The organism is Sphaerochaeta globosa str. Buddy (assembly GCF_000190435.1).
Classification (GTDB): Bacteria; Spirochaetota; Spirochaetia; order Sphaerochaetales; family Sphaerochaetaceae; genus Sphaerochaeta; species Sphaerochaeta globosa.
Window position 1 is genome coordinate 705,854 of sequence record NC_015152.1, and the last position, 15,901, is coordinate 721,754.

At 48.1% G+C, this 15,901-nt stretch carries 15 protein-coding genes; 9 read left to right on the top strand and 6 right to left on the bottom strand.

Going from position 1 to position 15,901, the window contains the following annotated elements:
* Positions 1–5: 5 nt before the first annotated feature.
* The 6 genes from hisIE to SPIBUDDY_RS03385 all read left to right on the top strand — a co-directional run bounded on the left by hisIE (position 6) and on the right by SPIBUDDY_RS03385 (position 4,386).
* Complete coding sequence (gene hisIE, locus SPIBUDDY_RS03360) at positions 6–617, top strand: bifunctional phosphoribosyl-AMP cyclohydrolase/phosphoribosyl-ATP diphosphatase HisIE (protein WP_281047968.1); 612 nt, start codon at positions 6–8, stop codon at positions 615–617.
* Between the two features lie 179 nt (positions 618–796).
* The gene (locus SPIBUDDY_RS03365; RefSeq protein ID WP_013606352.1) at positions 797–1,390 is read left to right on the top strand and encodes a histidine phosphatase family protein; all 594 of its coding nucleotides are present in this window, start codon (positions 797–799) and stop codon (positions 1,388–1,390) included.
* 165 nt (positions 1,391–1,555) lie between these two features.
* Entirely contained in the window at positions 1,556–2,164 is a 609-nt protein-coding gene (locus SPIBUDDY_RS03370; protein WP_013606353.1) for a TetR/AcrR family transcriptional regulator, read from the top strand.
* Positions 2,151–2,996 (top strand): ABC transporter ATP-binding protein, encoded by an 846-nt coding sequence (locus SPIBUDDY_RS03375; protein ID WP_013606354.1) that lies wholly within the window; start codon positions 2,151–2,153, stop codon positions 2,994–2,996. Before SPIBUDDY_RS03370 ends, SPIBUDDY_RS03375 begins: the two co-directional genes overlap by 14 nt.
* The gene (locus SPIBUDDY_RS03380; RefSeq protein WP_013606355.1) at positions 2,993–3,676 is read left to right on the top strand and encodes a fluoroquinolone export ABC transporter permease subunit; all 684 of its coding nucleotides are present in this window, start codon (positions 2,993–2,995) and stop codon (positions 3,674–3,676) included. The genes SPIBUDDY_RS03375 and SPIBUDDY_RS03380 overlap by 4 nt, the downstream gene beginning before the upstream one ends.
* A complete protein-coding gene (locus SPIBUDDY_RS03385; protein ID WP_013606356.1) occupies positions 3,673–4,386 on the top strand; it encodes an ABC transporter permease in 714 nt (237 codons plus the stop codon). The genes SPIBUDDY_RS03380 and SPIBUDDY_RS03385 overlap by 4 nt, the downstream gene beginning before the upstream one ends.
* 29 nt (positions 4,387–4,415) lie before the next feature.
* Here SPIBUDDY_RS03385 and SPIBUDDY_RS03390 read toward each other — a convergent pair whose 3' ends face one another.
* From SPIBUDDY_RS03390 to SPIBUDDY_RS03410, 5 genes are all read right to left on the bottom strand, one after another.
* Positions 4,416–5,855 (bottom strand): MFS transporter, encoded by a 1,440-nt coding sequence (locus tag SPIBUDDY_RS03390; protein ID WP_013606357.1) that lies wholly within the window; start codon positions 5,853–5,855, stop codon positions 4,416–4,418.
* Between the two features lie 2 nt (positions 5,856–5,857).
* Entirely contained in the window at positions 5,858–7,858 is a 2,001-nt protein-coding gene (locus tag SPIBUDDY_RS03395; RefSeq protein WP_013606358.1) for an alpha-glucosidase, read from the bottom strand.
* Entirely contained in the window at positions 7,855–10,044 is a 2,190-nt protein-coding gene (locus SPIBUDDY_RS15615) for a hypothetical protein (RefSeq protein ID WP_013606359.1), read from the bottom strand. The genes SPIBUDDY_RS03395 and SPIBUDDY_RS15615 overlap by 4 nt, the downstream gene beginning before the upstream one ends.
* A 160-nt stretch (positions 10,045–10,204) precedes the next feature.
* Positions 10,205–11,497, bottom strand: coding sequence for an ATP-binding protein (locus SPIBUDDY_RS03405; protein WP_013606360.1), 1,293 nt, complete (start codon positions 11,495–11,497; stop codon positions 10,205–10,207).
* 232 nt (positions 11,498–11,729) lie between these two features.
* Positions 11,730–12,530: a hypothetical protein gene (locus tag SPIBUDDY_RS03410; protein WP_013606361.1), complete on the bottom strand. Its 801-nt coding sequence runs from the start codon at positions 12,528–12,530 to the stop codon at positions 11,730–11,732.
* Between the two features lie 166 nt (positions 12,531–12,696).
* On the opposite strand from SPIBUDDY_RS03410, the gene SPIBUDDY_RS03415 reads away from it, so the two are divergent.
* Genes SPIBUDDY_RS03415 through SPIBUDDY_RS03425 form a run of 3 tightly spaced genes read left to right on the top strand, consistent with a single transcriptional unit; the run spans position 12,697 to position 14,708 of the window.
* Positions 12,697–13,158 (top strand): flavodoxin family protein, encoded by a 462-nt coding sequence (locus SPIBUDDY_RS03415; protein WP_013606362.1) that lies wholly within the window; start codon positions 12,697–12,699, stop codon positions 13,156–13,158.
* Positions 13,155–13,946, top strand: coding sequence for an alpha/beta fold hydrolase (locus tag SPIBUDDY_RS03420; protein WP_013606363.1), 792 nt, complete (start codon positions 13,155–13,157; stop codon positions 13,944–13,946). Before SPIBUDDY_RS03415 ends, SPIBUDDY_RS03420 begins: the two co-directional genes overlap by 4 nt.
* 48 nt (positions 13,947–13,994) lie before the next feature.
* Positions 13,995–14,708: an SDR family oxidoreductase gene (locus SPIBUDDY_RS03425; protein ID WP_013606364.1), complete on the top strand. Its 714-nt coding sequence runs from the start codon at positions 13,995–13,997 to the stop codon at positions 14,706–14,708.
* Positions 14,709–14,880: 172 nt separating this feature from the next.
* On the opposite strand, the gene SPIBUDDY_RS03430 is transcribed toward SPIBUDDY_RS03425, so the two are convergent.
* Positions 14,881–15,825: a hypothetical protein gene (locus SPIBUDDY_RS03430; RefSeq protein WP_013606365.1), complete on the bottom strand. Its 945-nt coding sequence runs from the start codon at positions 15,823–15,825 to the stop codon at positions 14,881–14,883.
* Positions 15,826–15,901: the final 76 nt, after the last annotated feature.

Below are 15,901 nucleotides of genomic sequence, written 5' to 3' on the forward strand. Positions count from 1 at the left end.
TTTCTATCATGGGACTTGATTTTGATAAACAGGGAGGCTTGATTCCCGCCATTATACAGGATGCCGTTACACGCAAGGTCCTGATGCTTGGATATATGAACGAGGAAGCACTCAAGCTGACGCGCGACAAGAACCTGGTAACCTTCTATTCACGCAGCCGCCAGGCCTTGTGGACCAAGGGAGAGACCAGCGGAAACTATCTGCAGGTCAGGGAGATCCTTGAGGACTGCGACCACGATACGCTGCTCATCAAGGCTGTTCCCACCGGTCCTGTCTGCCATACCGGAGCCGATACATGCTTCGATGAAGTCAACGACCCGGAGCAGGTTTCTTCTACCGAGTTCCTTTTCTATCTCGAGGAGGTCATCCACGACCGCCGCGAATTCCCCCAAGAGGGTTCCTATACCAACCATCTGTTCAGTCGCGGGTTGAACAAGATTGCCCAAAAGGTAGGTGAGGAAGCTGTTGAGTTGATAATCGAGAGCAAGGATGACAACAAGAACCTCTTCCTTGGTGAGGCTGCGGACCTGATGTACCACTTCTTGGTTCTCCTTACCCAGAAGAATGTGCAATTCTCCGAGGTCATCGATGTCCTGAAGGGAAGACACAGCCGCTAAGCGAGCAACCGTCAAACACTACCAATACAGTACGTAAAGAAAAACATCACCTGCCATCAAATGGTAGGTGATGTTTTTTGCAAAGACCTCGACATATGTTTGTACAGCTTTTCCTTATGATGGTGCGGTATACAAAAGCATCGCTCGAATCTACACTTGTGGAACAGGGGGCATACAGTATGAGCATCTATGTAATCCGGCATGCTGAGAAACAGAAGGGTGATTTCCATCACCAGGGGCTGAAGTTCAATGACCAGCCGATTACCCAGTCTGGCATTGCAAGTGCGCGACGGTTGGTTGATTTCTTCTCTTCCCTGGACATAGAGTTCATCTACATCAGTGAGTACCTCAGAACACAACAGACAATTGCCTACGTTGCAGAGGCGAAAGCTCTGGTTCCCGTAGTAGACAACAGACTCAATGAGATTGATATCGGCTGTATCGAAGAGATGACTGATGGTCAAATACAAGAGCAGTATCCCTCTTTCTGGGATTCCTATCATACCAGAGACCATGAATTTCGAATGCCCGGTGGTGAAACTGGAGAAGAGGCGGAGAAGCGCATCAGAAGCCTTTTCGATTCCTTGGACAGAACAAAGAACTATATTCTGGCAACCCATGAGGGATTGACCCGCATCCTGCTCTGTTCAGTGTTGGGCCTTCCAGCCTATCGAAGACACCTCTTTACCATCGACTATGCTTCAATTACCGTATTTGACTTCCTGCCAGAGTTCAACTGCTGGACAGTGCCAAAGGTGAATATGGTGGTGTGAAGCAAACAATGAGGTTTAGCACCAGTACCAACGAGAGCAACGAAACTCCCTGGATGTGAGTCTTCAAGAAAAGATATTCTTTAGGTATGTGGGCTATGATGCTCTTGTTTTTCTTCTATTTGACTATTAGAATCAATTTAGTCAAACGTTATATAAGAGGTAGGCATGCCCAAGGCTTTATCTGCACAAGAACGAGAAACAATACAGAATCGACTCAAGAGTGAAGCAAGACAGTGCTTGCGTACCCTGGGGATAAAGAAGACGACAGTCGATGAACTGGTGGGTCGGGTACACATTCCCAAGGGGACGTTCTACTTGTTCTATCAATCCAAAGAACTACTCTTTTTCGATGTCCTTATGGACTTTCACAACGAACTGCAGGCCGATTTGATTAGCGTAGTGGAACAACAACAGACGTTCAATACCAAGAATCTTGTAGCCATACTGTACTCCTTGTTCAAACGCGTTGACGGCTCGTTTCTGGCGGCCATGATTCAGAACAACGACATAGAACTGCTGATGCGAAAACTTCCGCCTCAGTTGGTCCAAGACCACCAGAGGACTGACGACTTGAGCATGGAACACTTTCTCTCGTTTCTTCCGCTTACGCTTGAGGAGCATCGTGTTCAGGTGTTCAGTGCTGCTTTGCGTGCCGTGTTCTTATCCATGTTGCACAAGTCGGAGATTGGGGAAGACGTATTCGACGAGGCTCTGCTGCTCATGCTGACCGGTATCGTTGCACAACTTTTGGAGGAACCCCATGATAATGGTTGAAAATCTCAGCTTCAGTTATTCTCGTAAGCCCTTTATCGAAGCCATGAACTTCAGTGTGCATACCGGTGAGATTTTTGGCTTCCTGGGGCCTTCCGGAGCAGGGAAAAGTACCATACAGAAAATTCTCACCGGTCTCATCCCCTCCTACACAGGCAGTGTGGTGGTCAACCAAACGGAAGCAAAGAAGCGTAATTCAGCTTTCTATGAACACATCGGAGTAGATTTCGAAGTCCCTAGTTTGTTCGAGAAACTCACTGCTTTGCAAAACCTTCGCTATTTTGCCTCGCTGTACACGCATTCGCTTCCTCTTGAACCGTTGTTGGAATCAGTCGGGCTCCAAGATGAAGCTGACAAGAAAGTAATGGATTATTCAAAGGGCATGAAATCGCGGCTCAATTTCATCAAGGCTTTACTGCACGCCCCTTCCATCCTGTTTCTGGATGAACCAACGTCAGGACTCGACCCCTCCAATGCCCGGGTGATGAAGGACCTGATTCTCCAGCAACGCGAACAAGGGGCTACCATCGTGCTTACCACCCACAACATGTATGATGCCACCGAGCTCTGCGACAGGGTGGCCTTTATTGTGGATGGAAGCATCCGTGCCCTCGATACACCCAGGAATTTGATCATGAGTAGGGGAGCTGCGACCGTAACCTATAGTTATAGGGAAAACGGTGGGGAGCATCAGGGTACTGCAACGGTATCACAAACTGCAAGCGATGAACGTTTGCTCCGAATATTGCAGGAGAACCGACTGCTGAGCATTCATTCGAGCGAACCCACCCTCAACGATATTTTCTCCGAACTGACCGGGAGGAAGCTCCAATGAGGTTTGTAGCGTTGCTTGTCGGCGATATCCGATTCCAGTACAAATACGGGTTTTATTTTCTGTATGGCATCTTTAGCCTGATGTATTCAGTCATTTTGCAGCTCTTGCCCGAAGCTTGGAAAGCCAATGTCTCGGTACTGATGGTACTCTCCGACCCGGCCATGCTCGGGCTGTTCTTCATGGGAGCTATCCTGCAGTTTGAGAAGGAAGAGCATACGCTGCACAGCATCGCTGTTTCTCCTGCAACGGTGTATGAATATATGCTCTCCAAACTTGTTTCACTGGGAATTATCTCCACGCTGGTAGCGTTATTGCTTGCTTCTGTGGGTGGTGTTTTGGATCACCCAATCAGGTTTTGCATCGCGGTTTTTCTAGGCTCCTGTCTCTTTTCCTCGCTTGGGCTGGTTTTGGCAACCAAAACCAGTACACTTAATCAATTCTTGATTGCCACCGCCCCGTGCGAGCTGGTGATCACCGTACCTGCCATTCTGTACCTCTTTTGGGATAGCTCTTCATGGTTTTTGTTGCATCCGGGCTCAAGCCTCATCACGCTATTCCTATCTGACGAGCACATCCTGTTTGCCTTCTTCTCATTACTGGTATGGACCCTGCTCTGTGTGTGGTTGGCCATATACGCAACAAAGAAATTCTTTCTTACGTTGGGAGGAACATGCACATGAAGACCATCCTTGTCTCGTTTGTCATGGTGCTGCGTCAGATACTAAGCGACGGCATGTTGGTAGCGGTTTCCCTGGCTTCCGTTCTTGCAGGAATATTCTTTAAAATTGCTATTCCTATTCTGGAGAAAAATCTCTGCATCTACTTTGCAGCAAGCTCGATTCTCCAGCCTTACTACCGGCTCTTCGACCTGCTGCTGATACTCCTTGCCCCCTATATGCTCTGTTTTGCTTGCGCAATGGTCATGCTCGATGAACATGAGCAAAATCTATCGCAATACCTGTGGGTTACGCCGTTACAAACACATGGATACCTTGTTTCTCGGTTGGGACTCACCGCAGGGTTTGCCTCTCTTGTCTCCATGCTCCTCATAGCTGCTTTTCGCCTGACACCATGGAATCTACCCTCCCTTATCGGGACGAGCGTGCTTGCTGCGATCTGTGGTTTTGCGGTTTCGTTGTTTCTCTTTGCCTTTTCCCGAAACAAGGTGGAAGGCATGGCAATGGGCAAACTCTCCGGCTTGTTTCTGATGGGCCTTCCCGTACCATTTTTCTTGCATTCCTCATGGCAATACGTATTCAGTCCACTCCCTTCGTATTGGCTGGCACGGTATGCCCTTCAGGGGTCACCGAGTTGGTTCTTTGCATCCCTTGCCACCTCTGTGGTAGGGGTTATCGTGCTATATCGCAAGGTATTGGAAAAATTGGTATGAACGTGCGTGGCAGGTTGAATCGGCTATGCCTACCAGTTGCATAGCTCGTGCTTCCTTCCCGACACTTTTTCGCATATTGCCTTCACTTCGGCAGAGGCATCCTGTAAATTCCCTCCTGAACGGAGTCGAACAAGTTCTTGAGCCACCACCTCGCTATTTTTCGGGCTGAGCTCGAACCAAGTGGCTGCTACGATACCTGCGATGATTAAAAGGGCAGGACCACCGATGAAGAATAGGAAAAAACGGGAGAGTACCTGGTTTGTCTGCTCTGTATTGGATACAAACCCCACCATCTCTAGGAACATGCCGATCATGGGCATGACCAATGCTCCTTGTACGAGCTTTCTGGTAAGTGTCATGGCTCCCGAATAGACTCCGGATCGCTGGCTGCCGGTCATAAGCTCATCAACATCGATGACATTAGGCAGGATTGCATAGGGAATGAACACTGCTGCAGAAGTTCCCAACCCTATCACTGCACACACCATGGCAACCAACCAGACCGGTGATGTAAAACTGAGCAAGAGGGTACAGAACATGCCTGTCAACCAGATAAGAAGGCCCATTCTATAGGCAAAACGCTTGCCCTTGCTGTTTGCAATGCGTACGTACACCATAATCATTGCCAGTTGTACCACCATGAGCGTCCCCATGGCCACCGAGTAGAGTGTTGGGCGCCTCAGGTAATATGTCAGGTAGTAGGTAAAGAGAGCCATGAGCAAATCCATGGCACTGTAGGCAAACACGTACATCAGGATGTGGATGCGAAAGGAACGGTTGCGAAAAATGGTAAGGAATTCCTTCATGAAATTCTTGGGGATGCTTTGTTGCACAGCTTGTTTGTTTTCCCAGGTACCGAAGTAGGTGAATACCCAAGGAAGGGCGAAGAATATGCCGAACACTACCGACATGGCAACATACCCGTCTGAGGGATCACCTTTGGAAGAGTCGATGATAATCTTGGGTAGGGTGGCAGCCAGCAGGGAAGAGAAGCCGGAGAAGAACAGGCGGGATCCTGAAAGTTTGTTGCGTGTCTTATAATCACCCGATAGTTCTGCTGCCAGGGCACTGTAGGGAATCATGACCATGGTAAAGACAGTAGCAAAGAGGATATATGCGAAACTGTAGTAGAGAAACAGGGCTCCTTGGCTTGTGAAATCCATCGGGAGCCAGAGCAGGATGAAGGAGAGCGTAATGGGGACAATGCCCGCTAGGAAGTACACCCGCCGCCGTCCGAATCGTGATTTCGTCCTATCGGAAAGGTAGCCCATCAGAGGATCGGAGACGGCATCCCAAACCTTGCCTATGCCAAAGACGAGACCTGCCAGGGCAGGGGAAAGTCCCACCACCTCCGTAAGGTAGAACAGGAACAGCAGGCCTACAATCATGAAGGCACCGCCGCCGTAGATATCACCCAATCCATAGGAAACGAGGGTTTTAAACGTTACCGTACGCTCTTTGTTCGCCATGTTCATTGCTCCTTCTCGACTATGTCCCGGCATTGTTGCCTAAATTTGCTGGTAGCGCGTATGAAAACCGGTGGATAGCCGATTTCAGATGCTATCGAATGCCAACCTTCACTATGTACTTTGCCAGTAAAGAAGTGCACCCAATTGCCCTCAGGAATCCACACCTTCCGTTTTCTTGCACGTTTTCTCAGGATCGGGGCTACCAAGAGGTCCTCACCATAGAAATATTGGCCCCTTACTGCGTGATTGCCCTTTCTCAACACCGGCATAATCGGTGGTTCGCCTGTCACCTGATATTGCTCGGAAACATGCAGGTGATAGCTCAGCAGTGCTTGGTGGATACGGGCCATCCGTGCAAAATGTGCTAGCATTTCTTGATCGGAATCAAACTGTGCATTCACTTTCGGATTAATGCCTTCATGCGTTCGCATGACTTGGGTAAATGCGGCAAGTTCGCAGCTACGCATCAACAGTTCCCGGCTGCGCTTGATCCAGGCAAACGAGAAGAAGCCTCCAATATCGAAATGCCAGTACCCGATACCCGATAGTGCAGAAGAGATGGCTGCAGGAACCACCGAGGGCAAACCGCTGTCTTTGAGGAAATTCACGCTCTGGTCGCCGGCCCAGAACAAGGGGACGTGGGGGCTGCTGCCGATGAAGCCAGACCGGCAGAAGTAGACTATTTCATTGCCGAACCCGGCCTCCTGTACCGCTTGTGCATTGAGTTGTGCCCATCGCAGCGGATACCTGTTGTGCTCCAGGTAGGGATCCGAATCTCCAAAAAGGGCTCCATCGGGAGGAAGGTATTCACCGAAATCGGCCATCCAGCCATCCATGCCGATGCCCAACATATGTTCCTTGATTATCCCCTTGTACCACGTATATGCCTCAGGATTGCATAAGTCCACCAATGCAACGGGGAAGGTGGTAGTACTGGTGATGTAGGGCGAGGTTGTTTGCTTCTTACGCACAAAGTATCCCTTACGCTCTCCCTCAGCGTAGAGGGGGGCATCAGTGGCGAGGAAGGGATTGTTGTACCCTAGGAATTTGATGCCTTGGCCGTGCAATTCCTTGATAAAAAGCGGAAGGTCTGGATACAGCGTTTGGTCATACTGCCAATTCCAGAAGAGTTGCTTGCCGTACTCAGTCATTCGTGTTCCCTGCCAATCCTGACACCACAGGGCAGCCACCGGAATACCAGCTTCGATTGCTCGCTTGAGCTTCTGACGAACGATAGTCTGACCCCCCTGTACACCGAGAATTATGCCTTGGTACATCCAAGAAGGGAGAGGTTTCTGCCTGCCCAGGATTGAGCTGATAGTTGCACCTGCCTCGCCTACTGAGGAAGCTTGTCCGATACACAGAGAAGCCGGGATGGCGTGGGATGAAAGTACACAAGAATGCTTGTGCGTAAAGTCAAAGCGGCAGAAAGAGAAGCAATCCAGAACTGCCCAACGGCCCGAGGAGGTAACAAAGCTTGGCTGGGGGAAGTAGGTGTGTTCCTGGGAACCTCCGCGCCCCGAGTGAAGGTTTGCAAGTACTTTTACATAGGTGGGTCCTCTGCCGATACCAGGTTCCGATACCCACAGCGGCAGTACCTTACCCCGTAGGTCAAGATGGGAAAACTGTTCTCCACAGCCGAATATAGGTTCATCGGGAGCAAGAAGCAGTCGGATGCGAAACCGATTGGGTTTTTCAGTGGTAAGAGGAACTGGAATAAGTCGCAGTCCAAAGGCCGTTTCATGGATTTCCAACCTCACAAGGCCCTCGAAAATAATATGGATGATGCCTTGTTCCGAGAGGCTTTCGTCAATACGGTAACGAGAGGCTTCTTTCCACCAAGAGAGCTTTTCTTGCTTGATGTGGTACATGCCGTGGGGCATCGTAATGGTACAGCTTCCCTTTCCCAGCCCGATACAGGGAACTATTACTGAATGTTGCAGTACCGGTATGCCTTGGTAGGAGAGTGTAAAACCACCCGTGATGGTGCGGATATCGATCATGAACACGCTCCTGTTTCTGAGAACGTTTGGGCAAGATTACAGAGTGCTTGTGGTGGACGGCTTCCCTGATAGCTTGCAATCAGGAGGCCTACATGTATCTGCTCGCCTTCATAGGAAGGGGCGGAGGGATAGAGGTGCTCTGCAGTTAAAAGGGCGGCTGTCCGTCCCCAACCTGTGACCGCCAGCGGATACCTGTATTGCTTTCCCCAATAGGTGCCGAAGGGATTTGCCCGAATAGTCTGCTTTCCTGCCTGTATGGATTGTCGCAGGGGGCAGAAGGCAAAGCCATGCAGGTGCTTGCGGTTCTGTGCTATGAGAACGCCCGTACAACCATCACTGAGGGCAAGCCAGCTTGGTGTGACATGGTTGTTGATCGAAGCCAGTCCTTTGTTTTTGCCATAGGCATAATACTGCAACAGGTAGCTCTGGATTATGCCTCCGAAATCCTGCTTCCACACGGTAACCGTATGGGAAAGGGGAATGTCCTCGAAGGCAATGATTTCACAGGGTGCTACTTGGTTCCATCGTGCATCCCACGTTCTTTGCAGCCGTTCTGCCTTTACCTTTTCATACCCCTGTTGGGTAGTGGTGGGATACTCGATGAGGCAATCAATGAGCAAGGTTTGTGTTCTCTCATCTACTTTGACTGTCCGACTCCACTGCACGTCAGTGCCAAGAGAAAGTATTCCCATAGTCTTGCCGGTGTCAGAGAGTTGCACTTTGCTGTGATGAACCTTTGCATCATACTCAATCCAGGGTGTGTTCACCTGCAAGGTTTGCAGGCAGTCGGGGTGTTGGGTTCTCCCAAAAATCTTTCCATCAGCTTGTATTTCCAATGCCAAGGTATTGCACTTCCAAGAAGAAGTCCCGACGTAGAAGTCCTCTTGCTCTGAACGCAAACCATAGGTTTCATTGACTTGTTCAAGGAAGTTTCTTGCTTGTAGTATCGCTTCTTCAGCAAGCTCGGTAGCTGTCTGCAGGCGATGGACATTCATCACCGGAGCCGATAGGCCAAAGTGTGTGGTGCTGAGCACTTTCAGTCGGGTGGCGATGGTTTTTACAGCAAGCGAGCGAAGTTCTTCAGGCAGAACGTCGCTCCATCGGCTGAAGTCAAATCCGGCTGAAGGGGGAAGATTGTTTGCTGCAATAACCAAGTTCTTTGCAGCATCCCAATAGCTGCGTCCTTGGGTGACCATGGTCCAGAGTATGTAGTTTTCATACTTCTCAGCCCAAGAGGCGTAGCCGTCGAAGGCTCCATCTGCCAGATCTTGTCCGATGGTAATCGAGCCTGCATTCTCATGAGTTGCCAAATATTCGCTTGGTTTGATGAACGATACAAATGAAAGTGAGGCAATGCTGGTAATGAGGCGATAGAGTCCTGAAAAAGAGGGAACGGCAAAGCCTAGGGAAGGTGGGAGGAACCCCTCCCAAAAGGTGTCATCGGCATCCATGTCCAAGAGGACGAGAAGATCGGTTGGATCTGTGAGTTTCCGTTGCTCTTTTCTGATTCTCTTGAGCATACGCTTTGCACTGAATCCATACTCGGCCAAGTCTCCTTGGTTTATCGCTGGCAGCAAGCGCATCGACTCCTTGCTTTCTGCATCTACCAACAACAGGGGATTGTAGCGTTGCTCGATACCAAGCTTTGGCACGAATGAGCCAAACCCGTTGAAGGGGATTGCACTGTAATATACCGAAAGAGTCTTGATTCCCAACTTTTTGTAGAGTCCTAGGTGGGAGGGGGTGAGCATACATTCCTGGGGCCTGACAATGGTAGTGCAAGTAGGGAAGACATCGAGATTGCCCGAACCATCGGGTGCTTTGAGAGCCCATCCGATAGCCAGATTGAACTCTTCAGGGGTATGAGCACTGAGCAATCCATTATTCCAGGACATCACGTGGATTTCATCAAGACCTATTTCTATCCGTCCCTTAATACGTTCAAGGATATCGGGTGCATGGCTGGGGATGATGTGTCCCAGTGAAAACACGTTGTCAAAATCCCAGGCGCAGTGGACAAAAATTCCTTTGGACTCCAACCTCTGTAGGTCGTCTAGGATTCCTCTGATAATGCGGATGTCCTTGCCGAACCCTTGTTCATCATCAGTATCGCCACGGTAGGAGTGATAGAAGTTCACATGAAAACGAGGGCAGAAGTAGATGATACTTTCGTCTCTCGGTTTCATACAGCCTCCATGGGAACATATTGGCAACCATCTATTACTATAGCCGAGGATGTTGTGCTGTCAAAAGAAAAAGGAGTTTTTTACCTAGAGGCTGCACAGAGCAGTATTGGCCCCATCAAATGAACAGTGCAATAGGATGCACTATACACAGGGCACCCCATCACAAGGTAATGCAATATTCGTCAAGTAAAAACTGATAAAGTCCTACGTGAAGGATACCTTTTTCATCTGTCCAAGGCTTTGCGTATGTTTTTGTTATCAGTATCTTCTTGAATGAGTCGTTAATGCCAAGAAGTGGCCTCAATTCTTGCTTTTTTTTCTCTTCTGATTCGAGGTTCAACGCTGCTTGGATATAGTACTTTGAAGATCCGGAATGTACTACAAAATCAATTTCGCATTGTTTTTGAAGCCTTTTTCCCTCTCCATTTGTCTCTGTTATTTCAATTACACCAACATCCACACAATACCCTCTTCCTATCAATTCATTGAAGATGATGTTCTCCATGATGTGGCTTTCCTCTTGTTGCCTGAAATTGATTCTAGCATTTCTAAGCCCGATATCAGTGCAATAGTACTTATTGGGATATTGGAAATAGTGCTTTCCTTTTACATCAAAACGTTTAGCTTCTTTGAAAAGGTACGAATCGAGTAGATAATCGATATATTTCGCTATTGTTTCCGAGGAGATTTTTTTGCCTCTGTCACTAGATAATGTTCTTGATATTTTATTTGCATTTGTCAAAGAGCCTATAGAAGAGCAGAGGTTGTCTGTTAGTTGGTTCAGGACATACGTTAGATCAACGCTATAGCGTTCGGTGATATCTTTGAAATACACTTCAGTGAACAGACTTGAAAGATATTGTCCCTTTTTTTCATCCGATTGTTTTGAGAGGGCAAAGGGCATCCCACCGTACATCGCATATTGCTCATATGCTTCAGCCTTCTCTCCCCCAATGTGGGAATAAAACTCTTTGAACGATAATGGAAGGACATGGATGACGTCTCCTCGTCCCCGAAATTCTGTCATGACATCTTTGGAAAGAAATTTTGAATTACTTCCTGTTACATAAAGATCAACATTTCCAAGGTGCAATAGCCCATTCAGAACACTGTAAAGCAAGATAGGTTTGTCAGGATTTTTCATCTCTTCTTGGGAAATCGCATATTGTACTTCATCAAGGAATACATAATATTGTTGGTCCTTTTCAGTAATACGCGAGCGGATGAATAGAGAGAGCTGGTTTGGATCACGTAGCTTTTCGAATACATCATCATCCAATATAATTTGCAGTATATTGTCCTCTTTCACACCATCCTCGAGGAGATAGTCATGGTAAATCTTGAAAAGGAGATAGCTTTTTCCAGATCTTCTTAATCCTGTTATTACTTTGACCTGTCCATTAAATCTGCTAGCCTTAAGCTGTTCCAAATACCTGGCTCTCTGAATATGCATAGTCCCTCGATTGAAAGTACGTCTACATGTTGACTAACTTTCAACTCAATTATGCCTCTTGCTTGCTATTTATGCAATTGAAATCGAAAGTACGTCTACATGTAGACTAACTTTCATGTTGATGATCACGTACCTTACTTCAGCCTACTGGTACGTGGATCATGGCTGCGTGTCATTGGATGCATTTCTTCAAGCCTTACAGCACTAAACTTCCTGATCTATAGAAAGAGGTTCAAATGATGCACAGAACAGTATTGGCCCCATCGCTATAGAGTACAAGTTCATAGGGTGCATTCTGATATTCCTCATTGGGAGAGGTCGCATCGAAGGAAACCCAGGCCCCGTCCATGTAAATTTCCGGCCTGTAGTGGATATAGGTTTCAACCGCTGCATCCTGTATCTGGCACTCTGGGAAGTATAGGTCGTTTGCTTTCAATCTCTCAGAAAGGGCTCGATATTCATCCGGGCTCATTCCATAGTCGGCACCCAGTCGCTGGTTTCCATCCATCTCATCAGACATGTACTTCTTCCAAGCGGTGATACGAACATCAGTGCCCTCTCCTAGTCCATAATGGATGGCAAGGGCAGAAAAGACTGCTGCAAAGTCCCAACAGACTCCATAGAGCTTGGTCTGCGATGCATCGGTCATGCTGCGCTGTCGTATCATTTCCGTTACGGGGTAGATACCCGGCATAATGTAGTTCCAACGCATCGGATAGGAGACATCAGCTTGGGTATTGGGGTCGGTAAGCTTCATCCGATCGTGTTGCCATGCCAGAATAGTGTTTCCCAACGTCTCTTTGGATGCATCATCGGTTATCGTGATTGCGTCCAAAGTGCTCTTAGGAAGTCCATACCGGTCAGTAAGATACTGAATATCCTCAGCATTGAGATTGTCGTATGGAGAAGAAGCTACTAGTTTCGGGGCTTTCGGATCGATGGTGCAACCGTCATCTGGACGGCACGAGGTGAGAAGTACGAGTATGAGGAAGAAGAGTAAGAATGCAGGGTGCCGATTTTTTCTTGTGTTCATATGCTGGCTCACTTGTCGGTGCGATGCGTATCCCTACCTACAGCATATACCCGGTTATTCGAAAAACAAAGTGACTTTCATAGGTTGTATGTCTCCCATGGAGGGGTGGTTCCGTTGCTGATTCCTTTGCGGGAGGGTAGAATCAAAAAAAATGGGGAGAGAGCTGATGAGTATTTTGGTTGTTTATGATTCTATGTATGGAAATACGGAGAAAATTGCGCAGGCCATCGGCGCCGCAATCGGGGCTGACGTGCTTCGTGCAGGTGAGGTGAAGCCAGATCAGCTTACCGGTCTGGACGTTCTTCTTGTCGGTTCTCCGACACAGGCCTTTCAACCCTTGCAGCCCATGAAAACCTTTCTGAAGGAAATCCCTTTTGGAGCACTCAAAGGAGTCAAGGTTGCATCCTTCGATACCCGAATGGATGTGGCTGCAGTCAATAACCGCTTTCTTACCATCATGGCAAACCTCTTCGGCTACGCTGCCAAGCCAATAGCGGCTACCTTGATGAAAAAGGGAGGCCTGAGCATTGCTTCTCCTGAAGGCTTTATTGTCAGTGACAAGGAAGGTCCTTTGAAGGACGGCGAGCTTGAGCGTGCCGTTCAGTGGGCAAAGCAGAGTATCTCATGAAGAATAGCGGATACTTTCGTGGCGGGTTGCCTTACACGCAGATAGGAAACGGCCCGAAGCCTTTGGTTGTGTTCGATGGGTTAACCTTCGAACACAAACCCCAGTCGCCGGCCATGGTCAAAATCTACTCGTTCCTCGAGAAGGATTACACCATCTATAGTGTGTTGCGCAAACCTCAGTTGCCAGAGGACTATACCTTGGACGATATGGCCCAGGACTATGCTCAAATGTTAAAGGAAGAATTTTCCACTCCAGTGGATATCATCGGGATTTCCACCGGAGGCTCGATTGCACTGCACTTTGCCGCCCTTTATCCCGACTTGGTACGTCATCTGATCCTCCATTCAAGTGCTCACACCCTTAACGACAAAGCCAAGCAACTTCAGCTCGATATTGCGCATTTTGCACAAAAAGGGCAGTGGAGAAAGGCTTGGAGCCTGCTTGTTGCAACGGGCTTCCCCCAATCCGGGTTTGCTTTTCAACTCAGCAAACCGTTGGTTGCCGTCATCGCTTTTTTGCTCTCGGTGCATCACCCAAAAGACGCCAACGACTTGTTGGTGACCGTGCAAGCCGAGGACAAGCATGCGTTCTTGGATAGGTTAGGTGAAATTTCCTGTTCAACCTTGGTAGCTGGGGGTGAGGATGACTACTTTTACAGCTCCCAACTTTTCAAGGAAACTGCCCAAGGTATTCCCAATGCCAGACTGTGCCTCTATCCAGATATGGGACATCCTGCTGGTGGTAAACGGTTCAAAGAGGATGTTCTCAATTTTTTACACGCAGATTGAGTGTTTGATTGCTTAGGGAATATTGCATTTCCCAAAGGATACAAGGCTATGAAAGTACTGATACTCGGTGCCAGCGGAGCTACAGGGACATTGGTTGTTTCAGAGTTGCTCAATAGGAAGATTACCGCCAGAATCGTAGTACGAGAGAAGGCAATACTTGCGCAGGCTCTCAAAGAGAATCCTCTTGTTGAGATCGTAACCGGAGATATTGATACGTTTACCCAGCAGACAATGGAGGTCCTTCTCAAGGATTGTGATGCAGCTGTCTGCTGTCTTGGCCACAAGACAACAATGAAAGGAATGTTTGGCAAGCCGCATGCGCTTGTTTTTCACGCAGTCCAGAAAATTACTGCGGCTATGGAAACACGAGCCGGTTCTCAGAAATTCATCCTTATGAGCACTACCGCTTACACCAATAAAGCCACAGGCGAGAAGAACAGCGTAGGGGAGGCAATCCTATTTTCGCTGTTGAAGGTGTTGCTTTCGCCTCATCGGGACAATATGCTTAGTGCCGACCATCTTGTGCATCGCATTGGAAAGAGCGAAGCCTTTTCCTGGGTGGCGGTACGTCCCGATACCCTCATTGATGAGGAGCAGAGCAGTGCGTATGAAGCACTTGAGCATACCAATCGAAGCCCTGTTTTCAATGCAGGGAAAACCAGCAGAATCAACGTAGCATGCTTTATGGCTGATCTCGTATTCGATGAGGTGTTGTGGGAGAGGTGGAAATACAAGACGCCGGTACTCTATAACAAACATTGAGAGAGCATTATCAATAGTGTGAAATCCAATCTTGCCATGCTAAAGAAAGTTCCCTGCTCATAATGAGGAGCAAACCAAGTCAAGTATGATGGGTGATTACATTCGTGCTCTTGCATCACCCAAGAAAAACGGAGGACGATAACGCCCTCCGTATAGCATTCATATACTTCTATTACAACAAGAAATATTGTGCTCCGATATAGGCATTGGAACTGCCAAACAATGAATCCTTGCCACCATAGAGCTCAGCTCCAGCATATGCAAATAAATCTTCGGTGAAGAAGTATCCGGCCTCTCCAAGAGCCATGTAGGAGAAATCCAGGCCTGAGCCATCGAAAAATCCATTCTGAGTCCAAAGTTTGTCGGCAGAAATGCTTGCTGAGATGCCGGTAACCAATCTAAGTTTTTCGCTGCTATAGGTCAGTGATCCCATGAATTGGTTGTTTGCCGATACTTCAAATGTGTCAAACGAAGACGGCATGCTGATGGTTGGCAAAACCAATACCACGTACCCTTGAACCCAGAGATGATCACTCAGTTTCGCCCCAGATTCAAGAGTTCCCGATATTCCAACATTCAGGTCGGTGGCACTATCGGCATCTTCGAACAACTGGCTTACGAAGGCACCGCCATCAATTCCCACGCCAAGGCGAAGTCCTTCAACTAGATCTCTAAAGTGTTGGTGAACCATGACTTCCTTTGCCTTGTTATAGGGATACCAAGTGAAATAACCATTCATGGACAGGAAGGTGCCGGTAGAAGATGTCTGGCTGCTGTATAGGCTGAGGCCGGTCTGCATGAGTTGGTCCTGCTTTTCATTGAAGCGAAAATCAAGCCAGCTCTCAATCGAAGGCCTGATTGCACTGAGCTCGGATCCAATTTCATACGGTGCGTAGGTACTGAGAAGCGTCCCCCCTGTCAGGTTGTCATTCGATTGCCTGCCGTATAGATACTCTGCATAGGGCTTTACCACATACACAAACTCACTTGGAGTACGTATATCAAGCAGGTCACTCACTTCCGCCCACATCCCGGCACGAAGTATTTGATCAGTAGCGAACAAGGGACCAGAAACTGCTGCTATAGCTACCAGTAGGATAATGATAATTTTCTTCACAGAAACCTCCTAGTGAAATTTTTTCTATCAGTTAAGAAAAATCCTAGCACGTCTTCAAGCAAAGCACACGGTAAAT

Excerpts from the sequence above, each read along its gene's own strand:
- SPIBUDDY_RS03410 (WP_013606361.1), bottom strand. The coding sequence starts at position 12,530 with ATGAACACAAGAAAAAATCGGCACCCTGCATTCTTACTCTTCTTCCTC.
- SPIBUDDY_RS03395 (WP_013606358.1), bottom strand. The coding sequence starts at position 7,858 with ATGATCGATATCCGCACCATCACGGGTGGTTTTACACTCTCCTACCAA.
- SPIBUDDY_RS03420 (WP_013606363.1), top strand. The coding sequence starts at position 13,155 with ATGAAGAATAGCGGATACTTTCGTGGCGGGTTGCCTTACACGCAGATA.
- SPIBUDDY_RS03415 (WP_013606362.1), top strand. The coding sequence starts at position 12,697 with ATGAGTATTTTGGTTGTTTATGATTCTATGTATGGAAATACGGAGAAA.
- SPIBUDDY_RS03370 (WP_013606353.1), top strand. The coding sequence starts at position 1,556 with ATGCCCAAGGCTTTATCTGCACAAGAACGAGAAACAATACAGAATCGA.
- SPIBUDDY_RS03365 (WP_013606352.1), top strand. The coding sequence starts at position 797 with ATGAGCATCTATGTAATCCGGCATGCTGAGAAACAGAAGGGTGATTTC.
- SPIBUDDY_RS03380 (WP_013606355.1), top strand. The coding sequence starts at position 2,993 with ATGAGGTTTGTAGCGTTGCTTGTCGGCGATATCCGATTCCAGTACAAA.
- SPIBUDDY_RS03405 (WP_013606360.1), bottom strand. The coding sequence starts at position 11,497 with ATGCATATTCAGAGAGCCAGGTATTTGGAACAGCTTAAGGCTAGCAGA.
- SPIBUDDY_RS03385 (WP_013606356.1), top strand. The coding sequence starts at position 3,673 with ATGAAGACCATCCTTGTCTCGTTTGTCATGGTGCTGCGTCAGATACTA.
- SPIBUDDY_RS03375 (WP_013606354.1), top strand. The coding sequence starts at position 2,151 with ATGATAATGGTTGAAAATCTCAGCTTCAGTTATTCTCGTAAGCCCTTT.
- SPIBUDDY_RS03425 (WP_013606364.1), top strand. The coding sequence starts at position 13,995 with ATGAAAGTACTGATACTCGGTGCCAGCGGAGCTACAGGGACATTGGTT.
- SPIBUDDY_RS03390 (WP_013606357.1), bottom strand. The coding sequence starts at position 5,855 with ATGGCGAACAAAGAGCGTACGGTAACGTTTAAAACCCTCGTTTCCTAT.
- SPIBUDDY_RS15615 (WP_013606359.1), bottom strand. The coding sequence starts at position 10,044 with ATGAAACCGAGAGACGAAAGTATCATCTACTTCTGCCCTCGTTTTCAT.